Genomic DNA, 21,410 nt, shown 5'->3' on the forward strand with positions numbered 1-21,410 from the left:
CGCCGCCTGCAGACGGTCATGGAGAGGGTTTTAATGGACCTGTCTTATCGCGCCGATCATTTCCGAGGTCAAACCGTCGTTATCGATCAAGAATACATCGGGAGGCAACTTAAGAATATCCTCAAGGACGAAGACCTTACTCGATACATTCTCTGATACGTCGCATACCAGTCCACAAGAGAAATAGAAAGACGAGTTTTTTGTAAAAGAGTCAAAACTCATGTTATACTGAGCGCGGATTTCAATCCATCCCGCATGCGGAGACGAGTTTTCCGGTCAGCCGTACAAGATCGGTTGGAAAATTCTCCGCAGAGGAAAAAACCGGAAGGAGAGTCGATTTATGATCGTCACCATGAAGCAACTGCTGGAAGCGGGGGTTCATTTCGGGCACCAAACCCGGCGCTGGAACCCCAAGATGAAGCCGTATATCTTTACCGAGAGAAACAACATCTACATCATCGATCTTCAGAAAACGGTCGAGTTAACCGAAAAGGCCTATCATTTTACCAAGGATCTGGTCAGGGAGGGGGGCACCGTCCTCTTTGTCGGAACCAAGAAACAAGCTCAGGAATCGATTCAGCACGAAGCCCAACGCTGCGGAATGTATTTTGTCAATCAACGTTGGCTGGGAGGCATGTTGACTAACTTCACCACCATCCGTCAGAACATCAACAAGCTCAAAAATTTCGAGAAGATGAAAGCTGACGGTATGATGGAAAAGCTACCGAAAAAAGAAGTTATGCAAATCCAGAAAAGAAAAGCCCGGCTGGAAAAACACCTTTCCGGCATCAAAGACATGGAAAAATTGCCGGAGTGTGTGTTCGTGGTTGACCCGCGACGGGAACGCAATGCGGTCTTAGAGGCACGACGTATGAACATTCCCCTGATTTCCATTGTGGATACCAACTGTGACCCCGACGAAATCGACTACGTTATTCCTGGAAACGACGACGCGATTCGGGCTATCCGCCTCTTTTCCCTGATTATCGCCAATGCGGCCCTGGAAGGAAAGCGTCTTCAGTCGGAAGGCCGGGACGATATCCAAACCGAAGGGATTGCGGTAAGCGAAAACGAAGAAGTAGTTGTTGAAGGGTTGGAAGAAGTCCCTTTCGCAAGCGGCGCATCAGAAGAGTCCAATGTCCTGGATGAATTAAGAGGGGAGACTATCAATGAATTTGAGGAGGAACTACTCGATCAATTACCCAAAGGAGAAGCGAAAAGCAAGACGGAGGTGAAGGAGGAGTAGCGATGAACATTGAAGCAAGAGACGTATTCGAACTTCGGAAAAAAACCGGTGCAGGAGTTATGGACTGTAAGAAGGCCTTGCTCGAGAGCTCGGGAAACGTTGATAAGGCCTGTGAAATTTTGCGGAAAAAGGGTATCGATACGGCGATAAAAAAACAGACCCGGGTGGCCAATGATGGTTTGATTGGATCCTATATCCACACTGATGGGAAACTCGGTGTACTGGTCGAAGTCAACTGTGAAACCGATTTTGTAGCTCGCACCCCTGAATTTCAAGCATTCGTTAAGGAATTGACGCTTCAGATTGCCGCTCAGGCTCCCCGCTGGGTGACACCGGAAGAAATTCCCGATGACCTACTGCGTAAGGAAGAGGAAATCTTTCGGGAACAGCTCAAGGAAAGCGGAAAGCCAGACACGGTTCAAAAATCGATCGTCGAAGGAAAATTGAAGAAATTTTTCGAGGAGAATTGTCTTCTTGAGCAGAGTTATATCCGAGACACCTCGAAAAAAATTAAGGACCTTTTAGTCGAAACGATCGCCAGGGTTGGAGAAAATATTGTGATCAGGAGGTTCATCCGGCTGAAGTTGGGTGAAGAGTGATATGACGGAATCCTCGAAACCTCGCTTTCATCGGATCCTGATCAAGCTTTCCGGGGGAGCTCTCATGGGCAATCTATCCTCAGGGATTGATATGAAAATCCTGGGGTACTTGGCCGGGGAGATCGAGACGGTCAAATCACTGGGTATCGAGATCGCCGTAGTTGTAGGGGGAGGCAACATCTTTCGGGGAAGAACTGCGGGGGACCATGGAATCGGCCGGATTACGGCCGATTCCATGGGAATGCTTGCCACGGTGATCAATGCTTTGGCCTTACAGGATGTACTGGAAGATAAGGGAATCTCCACCCGAATCCAGACCGCCATCGAGATGCGGGCGGTGGCTGAACCATTTATTAGGCGCCGAGCAATACGCCACCTGGAAAAAGGTCGAGTGGTCATTCTTGCAGCGGGAACAGGTAATCCTTTTTTTACCACCGATACGGCGGCTGCGTTGCGGGCTGCCGAAATCAAGGCCGACGCAGTCTTGAAGGGGACACAGGTCGACGGAGTTTACAGTGCGGATCCGACAACGCATCGTGATGCCTGTAAATACGACCAGCTCGATTATCTGGATGTTTTGACGCAGGGTTTGAAATTCATGGATGCAACAGCTGTATCACTGTGTATGGACAACCACATTCCGATCTTTGTCTTTAATATCCACCAACCGGGGAACCTGAAAAACATCGTCACCGGTAAAAAAATCGGAACTCTTGTGGGGAGGGAAAATTATGGCTGATTATCTGAAAGACCTCTATAGGGATATCGAAAAAAGGATGAAAGGGGCTATTCACGTTGCGCAGGATGAACTATCTCATGTCAAAACCGGTCGCGCAGCACCGGCCCTGGTGGAAAATGTCGAAGTCGACTATTATGGTGCATTGACCCCCCTCGTTCAGATAGCCTCCATTACTACCCCAGACGCTAAAACTATTTTGATCCAGCCGTGGGATAAGAATGCCCTGCAACCTATTGAAAAAGCTATCTGGAAATCAGACTTGGGTTTCAATCCGATTGTCGACTCGGCAGTCATTCGCATCAATGTCCCTCCGTTAACTGAGGAACGCCGGAAAGAAATTGCCAAGTTGGCCAAAAAAATTGTTGAGGAAACGAAGGTGGCAGTTCGCAATCTCCGTCGGGAAGCTAATGATGAAATCAAAAGAATCGAGAAATCCGGATCGATTTCCGAAGATGATGGGAAAAAGGGCACTGCGGAAATCCAAAAAATGACCGATCAGTATATCAATGAAACCGAGGGATTATGGGAAAAGAAAGAAAAGGAAATCATGACTATCTAAGTTTCGGACTGACCCACTTGGCCATTATTATGGATGGAAATGGGCGATGGGCGGAGAAGCGCGGGCTTCCCCGGCTGGAGGGCCATAAACAGGGTGTGGTGAGCGTCGAGACAATCACCAGGGAATGTTCCGAGATGGGACTGTCCTTTTTAACGCTCTATTCGTTTTCTACGGAAAACTGGAAAAGACCCCTCGGAGAAGTCCAGGGATTAATGGTATTATTTTCTAATTCCCTCGCTGTCTATGGACCTCGGTTGAAGGAGAACAATGTTCAAGTTCATTTTCTGGGAAGAAGGGAAGGGATTCCCGGTGAACTCCTGTCGAAGATGATCCAGCTCGAAGAAGCGACCCGCACCAATTCCGGGATGGTTCTCAACCTAGCCATCAACTACGGCGGACGGGATGAAATACTCCGAGCCTTCGGAAAGATATGCACTCTTTCTTCCGATGGGGTAAAATCGTTGGATGATCAAGGGTTCCGTCGCTATCTCGATACCGGTGAACAACCTGATCCAGACATAGTAATACGAACAGGGGGAGAGAAGCGACTGAGTAACTTTCTCCTCTGGCAGGCAGCATATGCGGAACTCTGGTTTACTGATATTCTTTGGCCGGAATTTACCGTTGCGGATCTTCATCAAGCCTGCCGGGAATTTGTTGTTCGAAAAAGACGGTTTGGGGGCCCGGGGTAACCATTGGCGGGAAATAGACGATTATCCGAAACAGTACTCAGAGCGCTTCTAATCGTGTACGCTCTCCCACCGTTCGTCTTTCTCGTGCTTTTTTCCGAGTGGACCCTGCTTTTTCTTTTTCTTATCCTATCGGTGCTTGGTTTTCAAGAATACCTCAAGCTGGTCATTATAACAGAACGGGGCATCCGGTCTCCCTGGTTTTATCCGATTCCGATCGCCCTTGTATATGTCCCCTTAACTGTTTTCGGCAACGGACTTCCGTTAGCGCTGTGGTGGTATATCTTGTTTCTATGGATCGTCCTTTGGGGGCTATTGCGTCCCGATTTGGTCCGAGAGCGGATTGCCTGGTTCGCATTCGGGATCCTCTATTGTGTTTTCTTACCTTCCTTTTGGGTCAAAGCTGGCCTTGAGGCGAGTCGGATAGAGATTGTCGCTTATGCGCTGATCATCTGGAGCGGAGATATCGGCGCCTATCTGGTTGGAAGTCGCTGGGGGAAGTGTCGGTTCGTTCCGGCTATCAGCCCCCGAAAAAGCTTGGAAGGTTTACTCGGTGGAACCTTGGCAGCGGGGATAGCCGGCATGTTGTTTACACTTTTTCTCATCCCGGGCAGGAGTCTATGGGAAGGTCTGGGTATCGGGATATTGCTTTGCATGGTGGCATTTTTAGGAGATCTGCTTGAATCGTCATTGAAGAGAAAAGCTGGGGTCAAGGATTCCGGTCGTCTTTTTCCTGGGCATGGCGGAGTTCTGGATCGGTTCGATGCGTTTTTCCTCGCCGGTCCGGCTATTTACTTTCTTGCTGTATATTGGGGAGGCAGGCCATGAGGGTCGCGATTTTGGGTTCTACCGGATTTCTGGGAGAACAAATCCTGGAAACCCTTGAACATCTGGAGGATCATACGGTAGTTCTTCTGGCAGCCGGAGAAAATTGGAAAAAACTGTTTCATCAGCTCGGTAAACTAAAAGACTCCCGGGGTTGGTTGTCGAAGGAGGATCCTTGCTTCCGGAAAACCATCCCCGACCCACTACAGGGAAGAATGTTGTCCGGTCATCGGGAACTGAAAGACTTCCTGCTAAGTAATACAGTGGACGGGGTCTTCTTCGCTACTGTAGGGATGGAGCATCTGAGCACGTTTTGGGAACTGATGAAGGCCGGGAAGACCGTCTGGATGGCCAGCAAGGAAATCCTGATCGCTCTCGGTGACCTGTTTATGCGGGAGTTTCCTCTCATAAAAAGGCCTCAGTTGGTTCCACTGGATAGTGAACACAATGCCGTCTGGCAAATGTTACGTTGGATAGAAATTAGTGATATAAAGCGGATTTTTATCACCGCTTCCGGAGGTCCGTTTTACGAATGGTTGGGAAATCTGGATGAGATTACACCGGAGATGGCCCTTTCCCACCCAAATTGGAAAATGGGAACGAAGATCTCGGTCGATTCGGCACATTTAATCAATAAAGGTTTTGAAGTTCTCGAAGCATCGCTGCTTTTTCACCGACCCATTGATCAGATCGATGTTTTAGTTCAAAGAGAAAGCCTTATACACGCTTTGGTTGAACTACGCGACGGTTTTTTGGCGGCTGTTCTCTCCCGTCCCGACATGCGTTCCGTTATCTTGAGCGCCCTCCAATCGGGAATAAGGCGGGAAAATCCATTCCCCGGATTGGATCTAAACAGATTAAAGACATTGCATTTTGATTATCCGGTTTCGAAACGGTTTGCAGGATATTATTTAGCCCTGGAAGCTGGTAAACGGGGAGGAGGTTACCCGGCCTATTTTTTAGGTGCCGACGAAGCGTGTGTCAACGCGTTTATGGAAAAAAAGATTAAATTCGGTGAAATCCTAAGGATTCTGGAAAATATTTTGGATCAGGATATTTCCTCTGTGCAAACCATTGAGGATGTCCTGGCCCTTCATCGGGACGGATTTCGGATGGCCAACACCATAATCCAACAGAAGAGCCGTTCAGGCGGGTGTCGACGCCTTTACGAATAATTATCCGGGACTGTGGGCATGTGGAAATGAGGAGGTCGATTTGCTGCAAAAGACCGAAGGAAGCCTGGGCCTGAGTTGTATAAATCAGCCGCCGAAATCACCGCATTTTCGAAGTAAATAGGCCAAGGACGGCCTTTTCAGCAGCACTGTAACCAGACGTGGTCATCGATGCGTGTGAGAAAATACCAGATGAGGCGGGGCTGATGGCAACGGGGCCTCGCTGAAATGAGTTTTTGCAGCAAATTCAAACCTAGATAGCGGAATGAAGACCGGAGCGTTTCTTTCTCCGGATTGCCCATTGTCCATTACCGTTTTGCAAAAAAGGAGTCTGTAGGAATGTTGAGTTTACTTGCGTTTATTTTTGTCTTGGGGCTGTTGGTGGTTTGTCATGAATTCGGTCATTTTCTATTTGCCCGGATTTTCAAGGTTCGGGTTTTCAGCTTTGCCATCGGATATGGACCCAAGCTTTGGTCAAAAACCTCCTCTCAAACTGAATACTCGATTCGTCTTTTTCCCCTGGGTGGATTCGTCAAAATGGCGGGAATGGGAGATAACGTCATCGAAGGGCATCATCGACAGGAAGTGTCTGATGCTGAGCGGTTCGATAAAAAACCGCTCTGGCAGAGAAGTATGATCGTCGTTGCTGGACCGTTGATGAATATTTGTCTGTCCATCGTCCTCGTTTTCATTGTTTTCACGGCAACCGGCGTCCCAACCGGCAATCTCGAAATACAACAGGTTATGGAGGGTGGTCCAGCGGAACGGGCCGGGATTCGGGCCGGTGATGTCGTATTCGCCCTGAACGGAATCACATTTGACTCGGTTGAAGATGTGGCCGGAGCGATCTCGGCCAGTCCCGGTGAAGAAATTGTTCTCTCCATCCGACGAAATAGCGAAACGATCTTCATACCCGTTACGCCGGAATGGAACGAAGAAGAAAATCGAGCACTTATCCAGGTGGTTTTCGGTATGGAGAGCCGCAGAACCAATCCATTCCTGACTCTGGGGCGAAGCGTTACCTCTGTCTTTGGCTGGTTTGCTCTCAGTGTTGCGGGTTTATTTTCAACCATAACCGGACAGATTCCTCTCCAACTCACTGGGCCAATCGGAATTGCCCAAATGGCCGGCCAAGCGGCTCAAGTCGGATTTCTGAACCTATTGATGTTCGCCTCGCTGATCAGTATTTTTCTGGCTCTCTTCAATCTGTTACCGATTCCGATTCTGGATGGAGGCCACCTGGTCCTCTTTGCCTATGAAAAAATCAAGAAAAAGCCTCTCGACCCGGATAAAGTCGGTATCATTTACCTGATAGGCGTTGTCTTTCTTATTCTTTTGGCCGTTTTTGTGACCTATCAAGATTTTACCCGTATTCTTGTCGGACAATGAAAAGACAGGACACCCATGTTGTTGCACTGGGTAATATAACAGTTGGAGGAGAAAGTCCGGTTTCCATTGAGGCGATGGGACGCTCACATCCTGCCCATATACAGAAAACATTGCGGGAGATACGCCGAAGTGTACGGGAAGGGTGTGAGATTTTTCGTCTCGCTGTCCCGGACCGAGAGGCCTTGGAAGGTCTGAAAATTCTCCATCCTAAATCGCCACTCCCATTGATAGCCGATATTCATTTTATTCCTGAGCTTGCCTGGGATGCGGTTCGTGCCGGTATTGATGGAGTACGGATCAACCCTGGAACATTCCGGAATCAAGAGAAATACATAAACCTTGTTGAAATGCTCAAGGATTCTCAAACGGTTCTCCGCTTGGGAGCGAATGCCGGGTCACTGCCGGCTGCGCTTCAAAAAGAAAGTCGGGTCAAGGCGCTTTTCGAGATCATCGCAACGTATTTGGAAGTTCCCCGGAAAAAAAACTTTCACCGGGTTATTCTATCTGCAAAATCAAGCGACATCGAAGAGACCATCGAAACCAACCATCTCCTCAGTGAAGCCTTTCCATATCCCTTGCATATCGGTTTGACCGAAGCCGGAGAAGGGGAGGAGGGGATCATCAAATCGACCCTGGGAGTCGGAATCCTGTTGCGGGAAGAAATCGGAAATACAATCCGTATCTCTCTCACCTCCAATGACCCAGTGCTCGAGACCCGTGCCGCTTCGATCCTACTCAAGACCCTTGGCTTGAAAAATGAAGGCATCGAAATTATTTCCTGCCCGACCTGTGCCCGGAAAATGGGAGATGTGGTATCATTGGTACGTATTTTGAAGAAAAAGCTGGCTCGCTATAAAGTAAACCGGAATATAAGAATCGCGGTGATGGGCTGTGAAGTCAACGGACCGGGTGAAGCGAGAGAGGCCGACTTCGGCTTGGCCCTGGCAAAGGGTACGGCGGTTTTGTTTTCACATGGAAAGGTGATTGGCACGGTACACCGAGATCGGGCCATTGATGTTTTTTTAGATCATTTTAATACCTTTTTCCCCGCAGGGGAGCCAAGATGCAGGGAATAAGGAACCTGAGTTTTTCAGTGCGGAACAAAGCACGATTGAAAGAATCGTTGACGGGCAGGGGGAGCACACATTGTTGATGTCCAAGCTTTTTATCCCGACACTAAAGGAAAACCCAGCAGAAGCGGAGATCATCAGTCACAATTACATGCTCAGAGCCGGATTGATACGGCAGCTCTCATCTGGAATTTATACGTTCCTCCCTGTAGGATTGCGGACACTCAACAAAATTGCAGATATCGTCCGTGAGGAAATGAACCGGGCTGGAGGTCAGGAGCTTCTCATGCCGGCGATGCAGCCGGGAGAGCTTTGGAAAGAAACGGGAAGATGGGAAATTTACGGACCCGAACTCATTCGGCTGCGTGATCGTCGGGACCGCGACTTCTGTTTAGGACCCACGCATGAAGAAGTAATTACCGATCTGGCTCGTAAAGCTATACGTTCCTATCGGGATCTGCCCCTCTTGTTATATCAAATCCAGGTTAAGTTCCGAGACGAAATACGTCCTCGCTTTGGGATGATGAGGGCCCGGGAGTTTATCATGAAAGACCTCTATAGCTTTGACGCGAGCCTTGATGATCTCGAAAAGAGCTATGCTCTGATGTATGATGCATATTGCCGGATTTTTCAGCGTTGCGGCCTTAAGTACCAGGCCGTGCGTGCCGATTCGGGAGTGATCGGTGGTGACGTATCTCACGAATTTTTGATCATCGCCGAATCTGGTGAAGAAAGAATCACCTTATGTGAGAATTGCCGGAACGATTCAGGCAAGGAAAAAAACACCTGTTCACTTTGCGGTTCAGAGCTTGTGGAAAAGCGGGGCATTGAGGTGGGACATATTTTTCAACTTGGAACAAAATACACTGCTCCGATGAAGGCCGTTTTCGTTGATCAATCGGGTGAGGAAAAACCGCTATTCATGGGCTGTTACGGTATTGGCATTGGAAGAACCATGGCTGCGGCAATTGAAGCCTATCATGACGAACGGGGAATCTGCTGGCCCTGGAACCTCGCTCCGTATCAGTTGGTTGTGATACCAGTTCGAATGAAGAATCCCGCTCTGGGGCAACTGGCGGAAAAGATATATCATGAGGCGGCAAAGTATGGTTATGAAGTGGTGTTGGATGACCGGGAGGTGCGTGCCGGTCATAAATTCAACGATGCAGACCTGATCGGCTTTCCCTTGCAAGCCATTTTGGGAGACAAAACAGTCGAGGTCAACAGGATAGAGATCAAGGTGCGTAAAACCGGTGAACGCATCGAAACCAGTTGGGAGGATCTTTTTGAAACCCTTGGAAGAATCGGAAGAACAGTCCTTTAAATTTATATCCGAAAAGGAATCCTCTAAGATGCCTCAGGAGCAAGATACGGTCACCGCAATCATTGCTGCTTATAATGAAGAGAAAACGATTGGACCGATTATTGATGTGTTGCTGAAGGTGCCTTTAATCAACCAGGTAGTGGTGGTTAGTGACGGCTCCACCGATAAGACAGTTGAGGTCGCGAAGCGCCGCCGCAACATCGAGGTTGTCGAGATCCTCAGCAATGTGGGCAAGGGAGGAGCCCTCTTCCGAAGTCTTGAATATATCCGGGGTGGGGTGGTTTTATTGATCGATGCAGACCTGGTCGGCCTAAATGAAGAACATGTGATCAGCCTGAGTCTGCCGGTGATCTCCCGGGAAGCGGATGTGACCATCGGGGTTTTTGAAGAAGGTCGGTTCGCAACGGATTTTGCCCAGAAATTAGCCCCGCTACTTTCCGGACAACGGGCGATCCGTACTGATGTCCTGCAGAATATCAACGACATTGAAATCACCCGCTATGGAGTTGAGGTCGCTATAAACCGGTATATCAAACAAAATGGGATCCAGGTAAAATTAATAAAACTGCCCGGTCTAACTCATGTCATGAAGGAAGAAAAATTTGGTATCGTGAAAGGTTTTAAGGAAAGAGTGAAAATGTACTGGGAGATCTTAAAAAATCTATAGTTTTTACAGAAAATGGAGGGTTGATTGATTTCTAAAAAAAGAATTACCGGCCAAGTACTGGTTATTGTTATCCAGGAAAGCGAATCATCCTTGGTGTTTCGGGAAGAAGCAGTAGAATGCCGTGAAACGGTAGAAATCGCACGAAGTAGTGGCCTCCTAGTTTTTGATACTGTAAAAATCCGCGTCCAGAAACCCACCTCCCGTTATTATATCGGAAAAGGAAAGGTTGAAGAAATACAAAAACTTCTTTCCGGAAAACCGGAAATCGCTTCAGTGGTCCTCAGTCGTGAAATCAGTCCGTCTCAGCAAAGAAATCTCGAAACGTTTTGGCAAAAATCCGTCTTGACCAAAAACGAACTCATTCATGCCATCTTTGCAGCTCGGGCCCTGACCGCCGAAGGGAAAATCAAGGTCGAGCTGGCGGGTCTCAAGTACCAGTATAGCCGTCTTCCTGGCAAAGGAAAAGATATGTCCCGGACTGGTGCCGGAATCGGTACCCGTGGTCCCGGTGAACAAAAAATCGAAGCGAACCGGCGGGAAATCAAAGACCGAATCGTTCGCCTGTCTCGAAAACTTGAAAAAATCAACCAGCGTCGAGCCCTGAACAAAGCCACCCGCTTGTCGGGAAATATTCCACTGGTTGCCATCGTGGGATACACCAACGCCGGAAAATCGACATTGTTTAATGCCTTGACCGGAGCCCGCGTTTTCGTCCAGAGCAGGATGTTCGCTACATTGCACCCCACAGTCAGGAAACGCTTCATTCCATCTTGTGGAGAGGTCCTGTTTGCCGACACAGTCGGTTTTCTTCGTGATATGCCTACCACATTGAAAGATGCTTTTCGAGCAACCATCGAAGAAATCAAGGATGCCGACCTCATCATTGAACTCATCGACATTACGGATCCAGCCTATTATCTGCATTATCAGGTAATCGACCAAACCTTGTGTGAAATCGGTGCTTCAAAAGTTCCTCGCATCATTGTTTTCAACAAGTGCGATCTTACGCCAGACTTCTGAGGGATTGTCTTGTGGTAGGCTCGGGTGAGAACAGCTTCTTTAGTTCAGCATCCGACACTTCGTTGGGTAGCGGCCAGCTTAAACCCAACTCTTGTGCCCAATTCAGCACCTTGGAAACAGTGTTACGCGAGCAGGCACAGCTTGACGCTATGCTGCGCTGGCTGATTCCCTGATGGAACAGCCGAAGAATCTCCCGGTAGTTGGTCATACAACAGTCTCCTTTTAGGATGTATTTACACTGCGTTCAAGCAGTGCATACACCCATTCTACAGGAGAACAGTTCAACCGGCTCTCTATAACCGGATGGGTGGCTCAATTTCCCCGGACACATGGCTCTCACTCACCGGAACAGTGGCCCAAATCGGCCCGGATTATTCAGGCAATTTGAAAAATTCATCCCAAGATCGGCCAACGATAGGTATTCCGCTTATTAACCTAAATCATAAAACGAATGAGAGTTATCTTACTATTTAGTTAAACGACATTTGACAATAGCCAAAATTGTGAACATCAGTGTACGAGAAGGTTACTTTACATAATATACATTATGGGAACATATAGGATATGGGCAAAGTTCAAGCGGAAATGATTAGTCAATTAGAAAGAAGGCGGCCATTTGGTTAACAATACAATCCGTCGGCAAGCGGTTGCAGGTTTGTTTCTTATATGTCCGTGACCATAACGCTTTCCAGTTCTCCGGGTCGATCATAATCGGCTTTAACGCAATGGATGATCATATTGTTCAAGAGTTGGTTTCCAATATCATCCATGAGCGTATCTAGATTCCGGCTGTGCCGCGCGGAAATATAATAGACTGGATAGGCGTCAGAAATTTCCGGTTCAATTATCGGCTCAACCGCAACCGGACTGCGAGTACATCCACAAGGAAATGGCCAAAAGCGGCGTTACGCTTAGTTTGCTTTGGAACGAATACTGTGAGAACTGCCGCGCAAACAAAGAGATTCCACTCATGTATTCCCAGTTCTGCTGCCACTACCAGCAGTATGTGGCCAAGACAAAAGCTACCATGCACGTTCATCGCAAACCCGGGGAGCAATTGGAGGTGGACTGGGCGGGAACAACAACCCCGATTGTTGACAGAGAGACCGGGGAAATTATGAATGCTTACGTGTTTGTCGGCGTCCTTTCCAGCAGTCAGTATGCCTATGCGGAAGCTTTTCTTTCTCAGAACCAGGAATGCTGGATTGTCGCCCACTGCAACATGTACAAGTTTTTCGGCGGCGTCACCAGGATACTGGTTTCGGACAATCTCAAAACCGGCGTAGAGAAAGCAACCTGGTACTCCCCGGAGCTTAATAAGACCTACCATGAAATGGCGGAGCATTATTGTACCGCTGTTATTCCGGCCCGGGTTAGAAAACCCAAGGACAAGCCCAATGCCGAAGGGTCCGTAAGAATCGTTTCAACCTGGATCATTGCGGCTTTACGCAACCAGACGTTCTTTAGCTTAAATGAACTGAACGAGGCAATCGGAGAAAAGCTGTCAATACTGAACAGCAAGCCATTCCAAAAGAAAGAGGGCAGCAGATTGATCGTCTTCCTCGAGGAAGAAAAGCCGCTGCTGTTACCGTTGCCTGCTGCCCCATACGAGCTGGCAACGTGGAAGATTGCCACCGTACAGTTCAATTATCACATATCTGTCGATAAAATGCACTACAGCGTCCCTTATGAATACATCAAGCTTAAAGTAGATGTGCGAGTGACCCGTAATGTCATCGAGGTATTCTACAAGAACTTACGGATTTGTTCACACCCCCGGCTTCACGGACGCCCGGGACAATACAGTACGGTCGTTGATCATATGCCTGAGGATCATAAGAAGTATACCCAATGGAATGTTGCCCGCTTTGTTTCCTGGGGGCAAAGCGCTGGCCCAAACACAGCAATTACCGTGAAAGCCATCCTCTCCTCTTGCAAGGTGGAACAGCAGGGTTTCAAAAGCTGTATGGCGCTTCTGTGAAGCTGGCTGACCGGTACTCCCTGCCAAGGCTTGAGGCTGCCTGTGCCAAAGCCTTGTCTTACACACCGCGTCCCGGCTACAAGAACATCAAGACCATTCTGTCAACAGGGCATGACAAGGTCATCACTGAAGAAGCTGTACCAAATAACTCATCACTCCATGGCCTTACCCGGGGCGCGAGTTACTACGGGGGGATGGGAAATGATTAATGCAATCACCATCAACAAGCTAAACGAGATGCGTCTTACGGCTATGGCTGAATCCTACCGCCACCAGCTCCAGGAATCTTCGTTTGAAGCCCTGACATTTGAAGAACGCTTCAGTCTCATGGTCGATGCTGAATGGGCAAGGCGGAAGAACAACCGCCTGACAAAGCTAATCCGAAAAGCAGACTTCCAGCAAAGTGAGGCCTGTATTGAAAACATTGAATACCATGCAGACCGAAAGCTGGACAAGACCCTGATTGCCCGCCTGGCCACCTGCACCTACATCCAGGAAAAGCACAACGTAATCGTCCTTGGTGCTTCCGGCGCCGGGAAAACCTATCTTGCCAGTGCTTTCGGAAACGCAGCCTGCCGCAACTTCTATACCGTCAAGTACATCAGACTGCCTGATCTATTAAATGACCTCGCTGTGGCCCGAGGGGAAGGCATCTACAAAAAGGTGATGGATCAGTACAAAAAGGTCAGTCTGCTTATCCTGGACGAGTGGCTGCTGATCCCCCTCGCCAACACCGAAGCCCGAGACCTCTTGGAAATCATCGAGGCCAGACACAAAAAGGGGTCAACAATCTTCAGTTCCCAATTCACTCCCGCCGGCTGGCACAGCAAAATCGGGGAAGGCACCTTAGCTGACGCCATCCTTGACCGGATCGTCCATGACTCTTACACCATCCTCATCGACGGAGAAGAATCCATGCGCAAACGTAAAGGCATTCCGATCTGAACCAATGCTTCTGGTCAGAGAGCCATTCAAAAATAGGGCGGCTCTCTGACCAGAAGCATGGCTTATTTTTTCCGGAGGCGTGGCTCACTGCTTACCGGAATCGCGGCTCTATTGCGCCGTAATATCCAAATTGCCTAAATTTTCGTTTAATATTGATTCTACTGCAATAAGTAATTCTGCTGCAAAAGAACGAAGGAAGCCTGGGCCTGAGTTGCCTAAATCAGCCGCCGAAATCACCGCATTTTCGAAGCAAAAAGGCGAATGTCAATTTCAACCGTGTCCTTTTCCCTCATAGGAGTTTTACCATCTCCCTTGGCCCGGATAACCGCCGACCTATTTCCAGTAATTTTGCTGATACATTGTCTTTAACGGGATTTGCGTTAAATACACTGCGGGGGCGGCTTTCAATTAAATCCAGGTAATGCTAAAGGCGGTACTTTGTTTTGCCTTTCTCGTAACAGCGGGCATACCTGGCTATCTCGATACTGCGGTAAAGTGTTACTACCTCGTTGCCGTAACCCTTGACGCTGACCTCTTTTCCAGCATATTTTACCGGCACAGAATAGTTGTTTAAATCAAGTCTCACTGTCGAGTAATCATCTACTTTAGCGGTAATGGTCTTGCTTGGATCAAAACGGTACTTTGACAGTGGAGCCATTCTGGCCCTTGATGCGAGAATCATTTCACCGACTAACTGGGCTCTGCCGGATATTTTGTGCTCGCGGTATTGAAGGCACCGGCGAAGTATCTCCACGTTTAATTCGTCTGTGGTATCAACTCTTGGTATCGGCACGAAAATATTGCGCCTTACCAACCCACAAGGCCCCCTACGAGCCCTTTCTCATGTGCCGCGAGGAATATAAATGCAAAAGTCACAGTTAAAAGCGTAGTGGGCCTCCAGGGCTTTGTAGCGGTCCTGTAGTACGGCATGGGTGCCAAATCCTTCTTTTACCGCCACTTTTGCGTTGTCAAAGATCATCCGCTTCGATATACCCTGGAAGAACTCAAAGCCGTCAATCTGGGCCTCTAGAAAGCTTTCTTCGTTCTGATGATAAAACGTTTTGCAGAATATATCGGCACTGTAGTATTCCCGCATACAATAGAGGTTTACCCTGGTTTTCTTGCCGGCCAAGTAGGCCATAGCCTGGCCCCAGTCATTTTGGATTCTTCGCCCGGGTCAAAGGATAGAGGGACAAATACTTTTCGCTGTTTTTCTCTTAACGCTGCCACGATCTCGCGTATTATTGTAGCGTTTATAGCAAAAAGGCCAAGGATGGTCTTATGAGTTTTTGCAGCATGTAGCAGTCAATCGACTGATCCAGCTAAGCAACAGGGAAGGTTCTATTTCTCTTTGAGTGATCTGATTTCTTTGAACATCCGGTATGGTTTTGTTGCAATACGAAAGGGGATGTTTAGAAAAAAAGTAAAAAAATCTTTTTCGTACTCTTCAGTGATACGTCCCGGTTTGGTCAGAACCCTTTTCACCAGGTCCTCGCCATACAACGCAAGAAGCTTGATCGGATCGATCTTTATCTCTAATCGGCATTCTTCACAAAGAATCGTTTTCACCACCCCACTACTGTATGTGATTCTATGTTGGGTTTCCCTCTGACAACGTAGACAGGCCAGGATCGTTCTGATTTCATCCTTGTCCATTTTAATGTCCACCCCTCCTCCTTGATGACCCAGTAAAAGATTTAAATCTGATTCTACTACCATAAGTAATTTTGCTGCAGAAGAACGAAGGAAACCTGGGCCTCAGTTGCCTAAATCAGCCGCCGAAATCACCGCGTTTTCGAAGTAAATAGGCCAGGGATGGCCTTTTTAGCAGCACCGCAACCAGACGTGGTCATTGATGCGTGCAAGAAAACACCAGATGAGGCGGGGCTGATGGCAACGGGGCCTCGCTGAAATGAGTTTTTGCAGCAAAATCAAATATCAGTATTCAAGAGCATTTCAATCAAGACTGTCAAAGCAATCTTGAACGGCCCATATAACTACCGGTGTTCACCGAGCACCCGAATGGCATAAGCATCTTTGACCACCTCGAGAAGACGGATTTTTTCCATGGCTTTCCGGAGGCGGGATTCCACAACCTGGTGGGTCAGGAAATATATGTTTGTCGGCTCACCGGGAGTGCTCACCGGTTGTTTGACAGCGGAAAGACTCACGCCGACTTTCCCGAATTCAGTAGCTATCTGAGCTAAGACACCAGGTGAGTCGAGAGCGTGGGTGCGAACACAATATTGGATTTCCAGATTTTCTATCGGTTTAACCGGATATTCGCCCTGACAGGCACACTCGACTCTTCCCCGGCAATTCATTTTCAGATTTCGTATCGCCTCGATAATATCCCCGACCAAGGCACTTCCGGTGGCTTCACCACCTGCTCCGGGACCACGGAAAGTCAGTTCACGGGTTTTCGTCCGGACAAATATCGCATTTTCCACCCCATCGACCATGGCTAAAGGATGTTCGTTGGGAAGGAAAACCGGGTGAACCCGCAGTTCCAAAACATCGTTGATTCTTTTGGCAATAGCTAAAAGTTTGACCACGTATCCGAGTTCTCGGGCATATTCGATGTCTTCCGGAATGATTCGGGTAATCCCTTCACGAAAGATCGTATCCGGATTCACCCGGCAATGGAAACATAGGGAAGCCAGAATTGAAATTTTATAAGTTGCGTCGTAACCCTCCACATCACTCGTGGGTACTGGCTCGGCATACCCTTTCCGCTTGGCCTCATCTAAAAGCAGGTGGTAGGGAGCCCGACTATGGGCCATTTCACTTAAAATATAGTTAGTGGTTCCATTGACGATACCGGCAATTTCAACGATTTTATCTCCAGTAAGTTGACCCCGGAGAGCATGGATGATCGGAATGCCACCACCTACGGCACCTTCGAAAAATAGATCGGTACGATGTTCCGCTGCCAAAGCGAGAAGCTCCCGGCCCTTTTTGGCGATGAGTTCCTTGTTAGGAGTGACAACGGTCTTTCCCGCACGCAGAGCCCGGCTGACGATATCATAAGCTGGGTCAACTCCCCCAATGGCTTCGACAATTATTTGGATATCAGGATTTTCAATCACTTCGTCGGGGTCATCACTTTTTATCTCAGGAGGAATGGCCAAAGATCTTTCCCGAAACCAGTCTCGATCGACCACTCTGCTTACGTTTATGGGAAGACTCAAATCATTTTCAATTTCATCTTTCCGATCCCAGAGAACTTTAATGGTTCCCGCGCCGACTATTCCGAAGCCGATGACGGCGATCTGCACTTCTTTCATTCTTTTCTCCCTCTTTTCTGCTCAAGCAATTCATTGTTCAAAATCATCACCTAAGCCTCCAGTCCTTTCTTTGGTTTTCGGGAAACGCTCAAATTATGATTCGCCACCTTTCATTATAGTTATTGAAATTGGCTGAGTAAACTGAATAATTGTAAATCGCTAAAACCATAGCCATAGTTTAGAGTCCCGGAATCTACACAAGAACCATGTCCGATAATCTACTTTGAGTCAATGTCCGGTTTTCAGCCAATTGAGGGGTGATAGATGTCCTAAGCGACGGTGAAAACGTTGGTAAAGAAAGGCTCACAGGATAGCCCCGAGGATTTTCCTTTAAGAAATGTTTTCCGAGCCAGCAGCGGGTCGTAGTACCAAGTGTCTCAATGCCTGATCTCCGCAACCTTTCTCCATTCAGACACGAGGTTGACCCTCACTATAAAATAGGCAAGCGCGAGTTACTTGCTGCTCCACCCTACCTGATTTCCGATCGCTATCCGGGAATCAGGAACGTATATGTCAAGAGAAGTTCGCAGTTTACTCTGAATCTCCACTGGTATGCGATCGTCAAGAAAAATCTGAGCCAAACGTTCGGAAAAAACTGATCCACCCGTGCTGGGGACCCCCCGTGGTTTGAACCATCGGGGAATACAGGTCTCCTTTTCTTTGGAGCCGGTATCACTCCCCCTTCCTTGTGGGGTTTTAATGACTGCCTGAGGCGGCAAGAGCTCTTCACATTCATGTTGAGAATGCGGGAGCGGAACATGCCCGATTCCCCGCCCTCTCCCCTTCACAGGGGAGCAAAAAGGCGTTTTCCCGCCAGGGGATCAAGTCAGAGCATATGGCCAAGACCCGGGCTAATCCAGAGATCAGGCCGATTATGCAGCCTATGGCGATCGAGAAGGCAGTTACCCGGATGGTCGTAGTCGCCAATTAACAGAGACGGAATTGCTCTAAAAAGTGCAGAAAAATCAAAGGTCAAACGCATCCTGTGGAAAGATTGTGCGGGTTTCTTCTAAAACATCCTGATATCCTACCCTTCTCAATAAAGCAGGGTATCATAAAAAACACGGGAAAAAGCCCTAATTTTTGCAAGGGTTGTTTCCCGTGCGGCGTCATCGATCTATTTTCCTAATTATCGGTTGCTTTATTATTCAGCAAACCATTTCTGATAGATTATCTTTTCGCACAGCAATGGCTTGGGAAGTAATCAGATAAGGATCGCTCATTTCTTTCGATTTCAAGCGTTCTTCAGTCATTGAGGTCGCGGAAATGATCACGTCGAACTTTTTCGTATCCAAAGCCGGAAAAATACCGTCCCATGCGGTATCGATAAAAACCGCTCCCACTCTAAGTTCTTTTCATAATGCCTCACCATACGAAACCGGTTGCCGGCTTCAGCCGAGAGAGGTTCTCCGAGATTGGTTTTCGAAACGGGTATACTCGTCCAAAAAGATCAGCTCGACGGTGCCAACCGGGCCATTCCGCTGCTTGGCAACGATGACTTCGGCCGTGCCCCCTTTCTGGCTATCAGGGTTATAGTACGCGTCCCGGTAGATGAACAGGACCAGATCAGCATCCTGTTCGATGGCTCCACTTTCCCGTAGGTCAGAAAGCTGGGGACGCTTGGGGCTGCGCTGTTCCACTGCACGGCTAAGCTGGGAAACCGCTATGACCGGCAACTCCAACTCCCTGGCCATGGCTTTGAGTGAACGGGAAATTTCGGATATTTCCTGCTGGCGGTTCTCTGACCGGGAATGGCTGCGCATCAGCTGTAGATAGTCGACAATCACTAATCCCAGGTTTTGTTCAAATTTCAATCGACGGGCCTTGGCCCGCAACTCGAGAACTGTGATTCCAGGAGAATCGTCAATGTAAATTGTTGCATTAGAAAGCTTACCCGCCGCTTTTGCTAATTCCGGCCAGTCTCTTTCTGAAAGGATTCCCCTTCTGACTCGATTGGCATCGATCCTGGCTTCACTGCAAAGCATCCGCTGGGCGATTTGTTCACGGGACATTTCCAGACTGAAAATCGCTGCGGCAATCTTTTTTGTCGTTCCGGCGTGTTGCGCTATGTTCAGACAGAAACTCGTTTTCCCCATTCCCGGTCGGGCGGCGACCACGATCAACTCGGATGGATGAAACCCAGTGGTCATGATATCGAGATCGACAAAGCCCGAAGGAACCCCGGTGACGTGTTCGTCCCGATGATAGAGCTCCTCGATTTTATCGAAGGCCTCGTTGATCACTTCCTTGAGTGGGACGAAATCGCTACGGACACGTTTTTGCGAGAGCTGCAATATGAGATGCTGAGCTTTATCGAGTAGTTCTACCGCTTCCTGCTCTGATTCATAACTTTCTCTGATAACCGTTGTGCAGGCGTTAATCAACGCCCGGGCGAGCGATTTTTCTTCAACGATGTGTGCGTAGTATGCAATATTGGCTGAGGTGGGTACCAGGTTCACCAATAGTGCGAGATATTCCGCACCTCCGGATACGGCCAGCGCGTTACTCTGCCGCATTTTTTCCGCAAGCGTAACCACATCGCAGGCCCGGTCGGAATCGAAGAGTTTCGCGATGTTTTCAAAGATGAGCCGGTGACTGTCATAATAAAAATCATCCGACCGCAATATCTCCAAGGCTTTCAAGAGGGCGTCCCGATCCAGGAGCATGGAACCAAGCGTTGCCTGCTCGGCCTCCATGTTTTGTGGAGGGACTCTCTCGATACTCAGGACTCGTCATTCCTTTCTGTCGCGCTATCTCCAGGGAGCACGGTTTCGGGAGTCAATTGAGTAGTTGTCGCTATCGAAGCAAATTCTTTACCGCTGGCCGTTTTTTTTCCTTCTTCCGCTTTCTCTTCGGCGGTTTTAACGACTATGGTAATCAAGGGTTCTTGACTTTTCCCTAGTTTTAGTTTGACTTCCCAGGAACCGGTCTCCTTGATTGGTTCCGGAAGAACGATGTATTTTCGATCGAAATTCGTTCCAAGTTTCTGCGAGACCAGTTCGGCAATTTCCCGAGTGGTCACGGAGCCATATAGCTTTCCTTTTCCTCCGGCCTTTTTGATGATCTCAAAAACGGTCCCTTCGACCTGATGTATAACGGACTGGAGCATTGCCAGCTCCTTCTGTTCACGGGCCAAGCGTTTTTTTCTCAAATGTTCTACCTGGCTCAAGTTTCCCTTGGTTACCTCGACGGCCAGCTTGTGCGGCATGAGGTAATTGCGGGCAAAACCCGGTCGAACCGTTACAACATCGCCTTCCTTGCCCAAATTGTCTACTTCCTTAACGAGAATCACTTGCATTGCCTTGCTCCTTTCCATACTACTTATAGATTGATCCCAGAGAATTAACTGGTATCATTCTTAGAATACACTGAAAATTAGTGATGTTCGATCCTCGGCGCAATTGTCCATCAATAATCTGGAATCAGATTACGATCCGGCTGGCTTTCCCGATTCGAGCTTCCGAAGATCCAGCCAAGTATCCAGGACCCCGGCCCAACTCAGGATAAACGTCAAAACCGGTTGAAACATGGAAAAGACCAACAAGCCGATTATAAGCACCTTTGATTGAACATATTTTTTCAAATAGAAATACACCAGGGAAAGGCCCTGGACCAGGAAAAGTGTCTGGGTCACCATTTGAAGGTTAACGCCAATTCTTCCAATACCTTCGGTTCCGCCGAAAAGGACCAAAATCCAACTCAGGGCGAACATCCAAAAAACCGATTTTGGGAAGCGCCAGTGTATAAAATTTGGAGAACTGGGAAAGGTAACCCCGATTTTTTTTCCAACCCACTTTCCAAGAAAAAAGTTCAATGCGGTATCGAGAAGCGATGCAATAATCAGTATGGCGGGAAGGGCTAGTTGAATCAGATTCAACAGATTTTGAAAATTCTCTTC

General features: G+C 48.3%; 21 protein-coding genes and 1 pseudogene. 14 read left to right on the plus strand and 8 right to left on the minus strand.

Annotation, left to right across the window (positions count from 1 at the left end):
- The first annotated feature begins 340 nt into the window (after positions 1-340).
- From rpsB to istB, 14 genes and pseudogenes are all read left to right on the plus strand, one after another.
- Positions 341-1,246 (plus strand): 30S ribosomal protein S2, encoded by a 906-nt coding sequence (gene rpsB, locus VLH40_04315; protein ID HSV31233.1) that lies wholly within the window; start codon positions 341-343, stop codon positions 1,244-1,246.
- Between the two features lie 2 nt (positions 1,247-1,248).
- Positions 1,249-1,845, plus strand: a complete 597-nt coding sequence (gene tsf, locus VLH40_04320) for a translation elongation factor Ts (GenBank protein ID HSV31234.1) — start codon at positions 1,249-1,251, stop codon at positions 1,843-1,845.
- Position 1,846: 1 nt separating this feature from the next.
- Complete coding sequence (gene pyrH / locus VLH40_04325) at positions 1,847-2,584, plus strand: UMP kinase (GenBank protein HSV31235.1); 738 nt, start codon at positions 1,847-1,849, stop codon at positions 2,582-2,584.
- Positions 2,577-3,143, plus strand: coding sequence for a ribosome recycling factor (frr, locus tag VLH40_04330; protein ID HSV31236.1), 567 nt, complete (start codon positions 2,577-2,579; stop codon positions 3,141-3,143). The genes pyrH and frr overlap by 8 nt, the downstream gene beginning before the upstream one ends.
- A complete protein-coding gene (gene uppS / locus VLH40_04335) occupies positions 3,107-3,835 on the plus strand; it encodes a polyprenyl diphosphate synthase (protein ID HSV31237.1) in 729 nt (242 codons plus the stop codon). The genes frr and uppS overlap by 37 nt, the downstream gene beginning before the upstream one ends.
- 3 nt (positions 3,836-3,838) lie before the next feature.
- Positions 3,839-4,660 (plus strand): phosphatidate cytidylyltransferase, encoded by an 822-nt coding sequence (locus tag VLH40_04340; GenBank protein HSV31238.1) that lies wholly within the window; start codon positions 3,839-3,841, stop codon positions 4,658-4,660.
- A complete protein-coding gene (locus VLH40_04345) occupies positions 4,657-5,832 on the plus strand; it encodes a hypothetical protein (protein ID HSV31239.1) in 1,176 nt (391 codons plus the stop codon). The genes VLH40_04340 and VLH40_04345 overlap by 4 nt, the downstream gene beginning before the upstream one ends.
- 336 nt (positions 5,833-6,168) lie before the next feature.
- Positions 6,169-7,218: an RIP metalloprotease RseP gene (gene rseP / locus VLH40_04350; GenBank protein HSV31240.1), complete on the plus strand. Its 1,050-nt coding sequence runs from the start codon at positions 6,169-6,171 to the stop codon at positions 7,216-7,218.
- The gene (gene ispG, locus VLH40_04355; GenBank protein HSV31241.1) at positions 7,215-8,294 is read left to right on the plus strand and encodes a (E)-4-hydroxy-3-methylbut-2-enyl-diphosphate synthase; all 1,080 of its coding nucleotides are present in this window, start codon (positions 7,215-7,217) and stop codon (positions 8,292-8,294) included. Before rseP ends, ispG begins: the two co-directional genes overlap by 4 nt.
- A 76-nt stretch (positions 8,295-8,370) precedes the next feature.
- A complete protein-coding gene (proS, locus tag VLH40_04360; GenBank protein HSV31242.1) occupies positions 8,371-9,612 on the plus strand; it encodes a proline--tRNA ligase in 1,242 nt (413 codons plus the stop codon).
- A gap of 28 nt (positions 9,613-9,640) precedes the next feature.
- Positions 9,641-10,279 carry a glycosyltransferase family 2 protein gene (locus tag VLH40_04365; protein ID HSV31243.1) on the plus strand — a complete coding sequence of 213 codons (639 nt, stop codon included), beginning with the start codon at positions 9,641-9,643 and terminating at the stop codon, positions 10,277-10,279.
- Positions 10,280-10,303: 24 nt separating this feature from the next.
- Positions 10,304-11,299 carry a GTPase HflX gene (gene hflX, locus VLH40_04370; GenBank protein ID HSV31244.1) on the plus strand — a complete coding sequence of 332 codons (996 nt, stop codon included), beginning with the start codon at positions 10,304-10,306 and terminating at the stop codon, positions 11,297-11,299.
- Positions 11,300-12,107: 808 nt separating this feature from the next.
- Positions 12,108-13,280, plus strand: a pseudogene (gene istA / locus VLH40_04375) (IS21 family transposase).
- Between the two features lie 201 nt (positions 13,281-13,481).
- Complete coding sequence (istB, locus tag VLH40_04380; protein ID HSV31245.1) at positions 13,482-14,225, plus strand: IS21-like element helper ATPase IstB; 744 nt, start codon at positions 13,482-13,484, stop codon at positions 14,223-14,225.
- 424 nt (positions 14,226-14,649) lie between these two features.
- Here the strand turns inward: istB and VLH40_04385 are convergent, their stop codons facing one another.
- The 8 genes from VLH40_04385 to VLH40_04420 all read right to left on the minus strand — a co-directional run.
- On the minus strand, positions 14,650-15,039 hold the full coding sequence (locus tag VLH40_04385; protein HSV31246.1) for a hypothetical protein: 390 nt from the start codon (positions 15,037-15,039) through the stop codon (positions 14,650-14,652).
- Between the two features lie 27 nt (positions 15,040-15,066).
- Positions 15,067-15,366 (minus strand): hypothetical protein, encoded by a 300-nt coding sequence (locus VLH40_04390; protein ID HSV31247.1) that lies wholly within the window; start codon positions 15,364-15,366, stop codon positions 15,067-15,069.
- A 200-nt stretch (positions 15,367-15,566) separates the two neighbouring features.
- Entirely contained in the window at positions 15,567-15,893 is a 327-nt protein-coding gene (locus VLH40_04395) for a hypothetical protein (protein HSV31248.1), read from the minus strand.
- Between the two features lie 329 nt (positions 15,894-16,222).
- A complete protein-coding gene (locus tag VLH40_04400; protein ID HSV31249.1) occupies positions 16,223-17,512 on the minus strand; it encodes a homoserine dehydrogenase in 1,290 nt (429 codons plus the stop codon).
- 1,148 nt (positions 17,513-18,660) lie between these two features.
- Positions 18,661-18,855, minus strand: a complete 195-nt coding sequence (locus VLH40_04405; protein HSV31250.1) for a transporter substrate-binding domain-containing protein — start codon at positions 18,853-18,855, stop codon at positions 18,661-18,663.
- 48 nt (positions 18,856-18,903) lie between these two features.
- The gene (gene dnaB / locus VLH40_04410; protein ID HSV31251.1) at positions 18,904-20,238 is read right to left on the minus strand and encodes a replicative DNA helicase; all 1,335 of its coding nucleotides are present in this window, start codon (positions 20,236-20,238) and stop codon (positions 18,904-18,906) included.
- Positions 20,235-20,810 (minus strand): 50S ribosomal protein L9, encoded by a 576-nt coding sequence (rplI, locus tag VLH40_04415; protein HSV31252.1) that lies wholly within the window; start codon positions 20,808-20,810, stop codon positions 20,235-20,237. The genes dnaB and rplI overlap by 4 nt, the downstream gene beginning before the upstream one ends.
- 129 nt (positions 20,811-20,939) lie before the next feature.
- Positions 20,940-21,410 (minus strand): DUF2232 domain-containing protein (locus tag VLH40_04420; GenBank protein HSV31253.1); only part of this gene is annotated, 471 nt, incomplete at its 5' end.

The organism is Atribacteraceae bacterium, assembly GCA_035477455.1.
GTDB lineage: Bacteria > Atribacterota > Atribacteria > Atribacterales > Atribacteraceae > DATIKP01.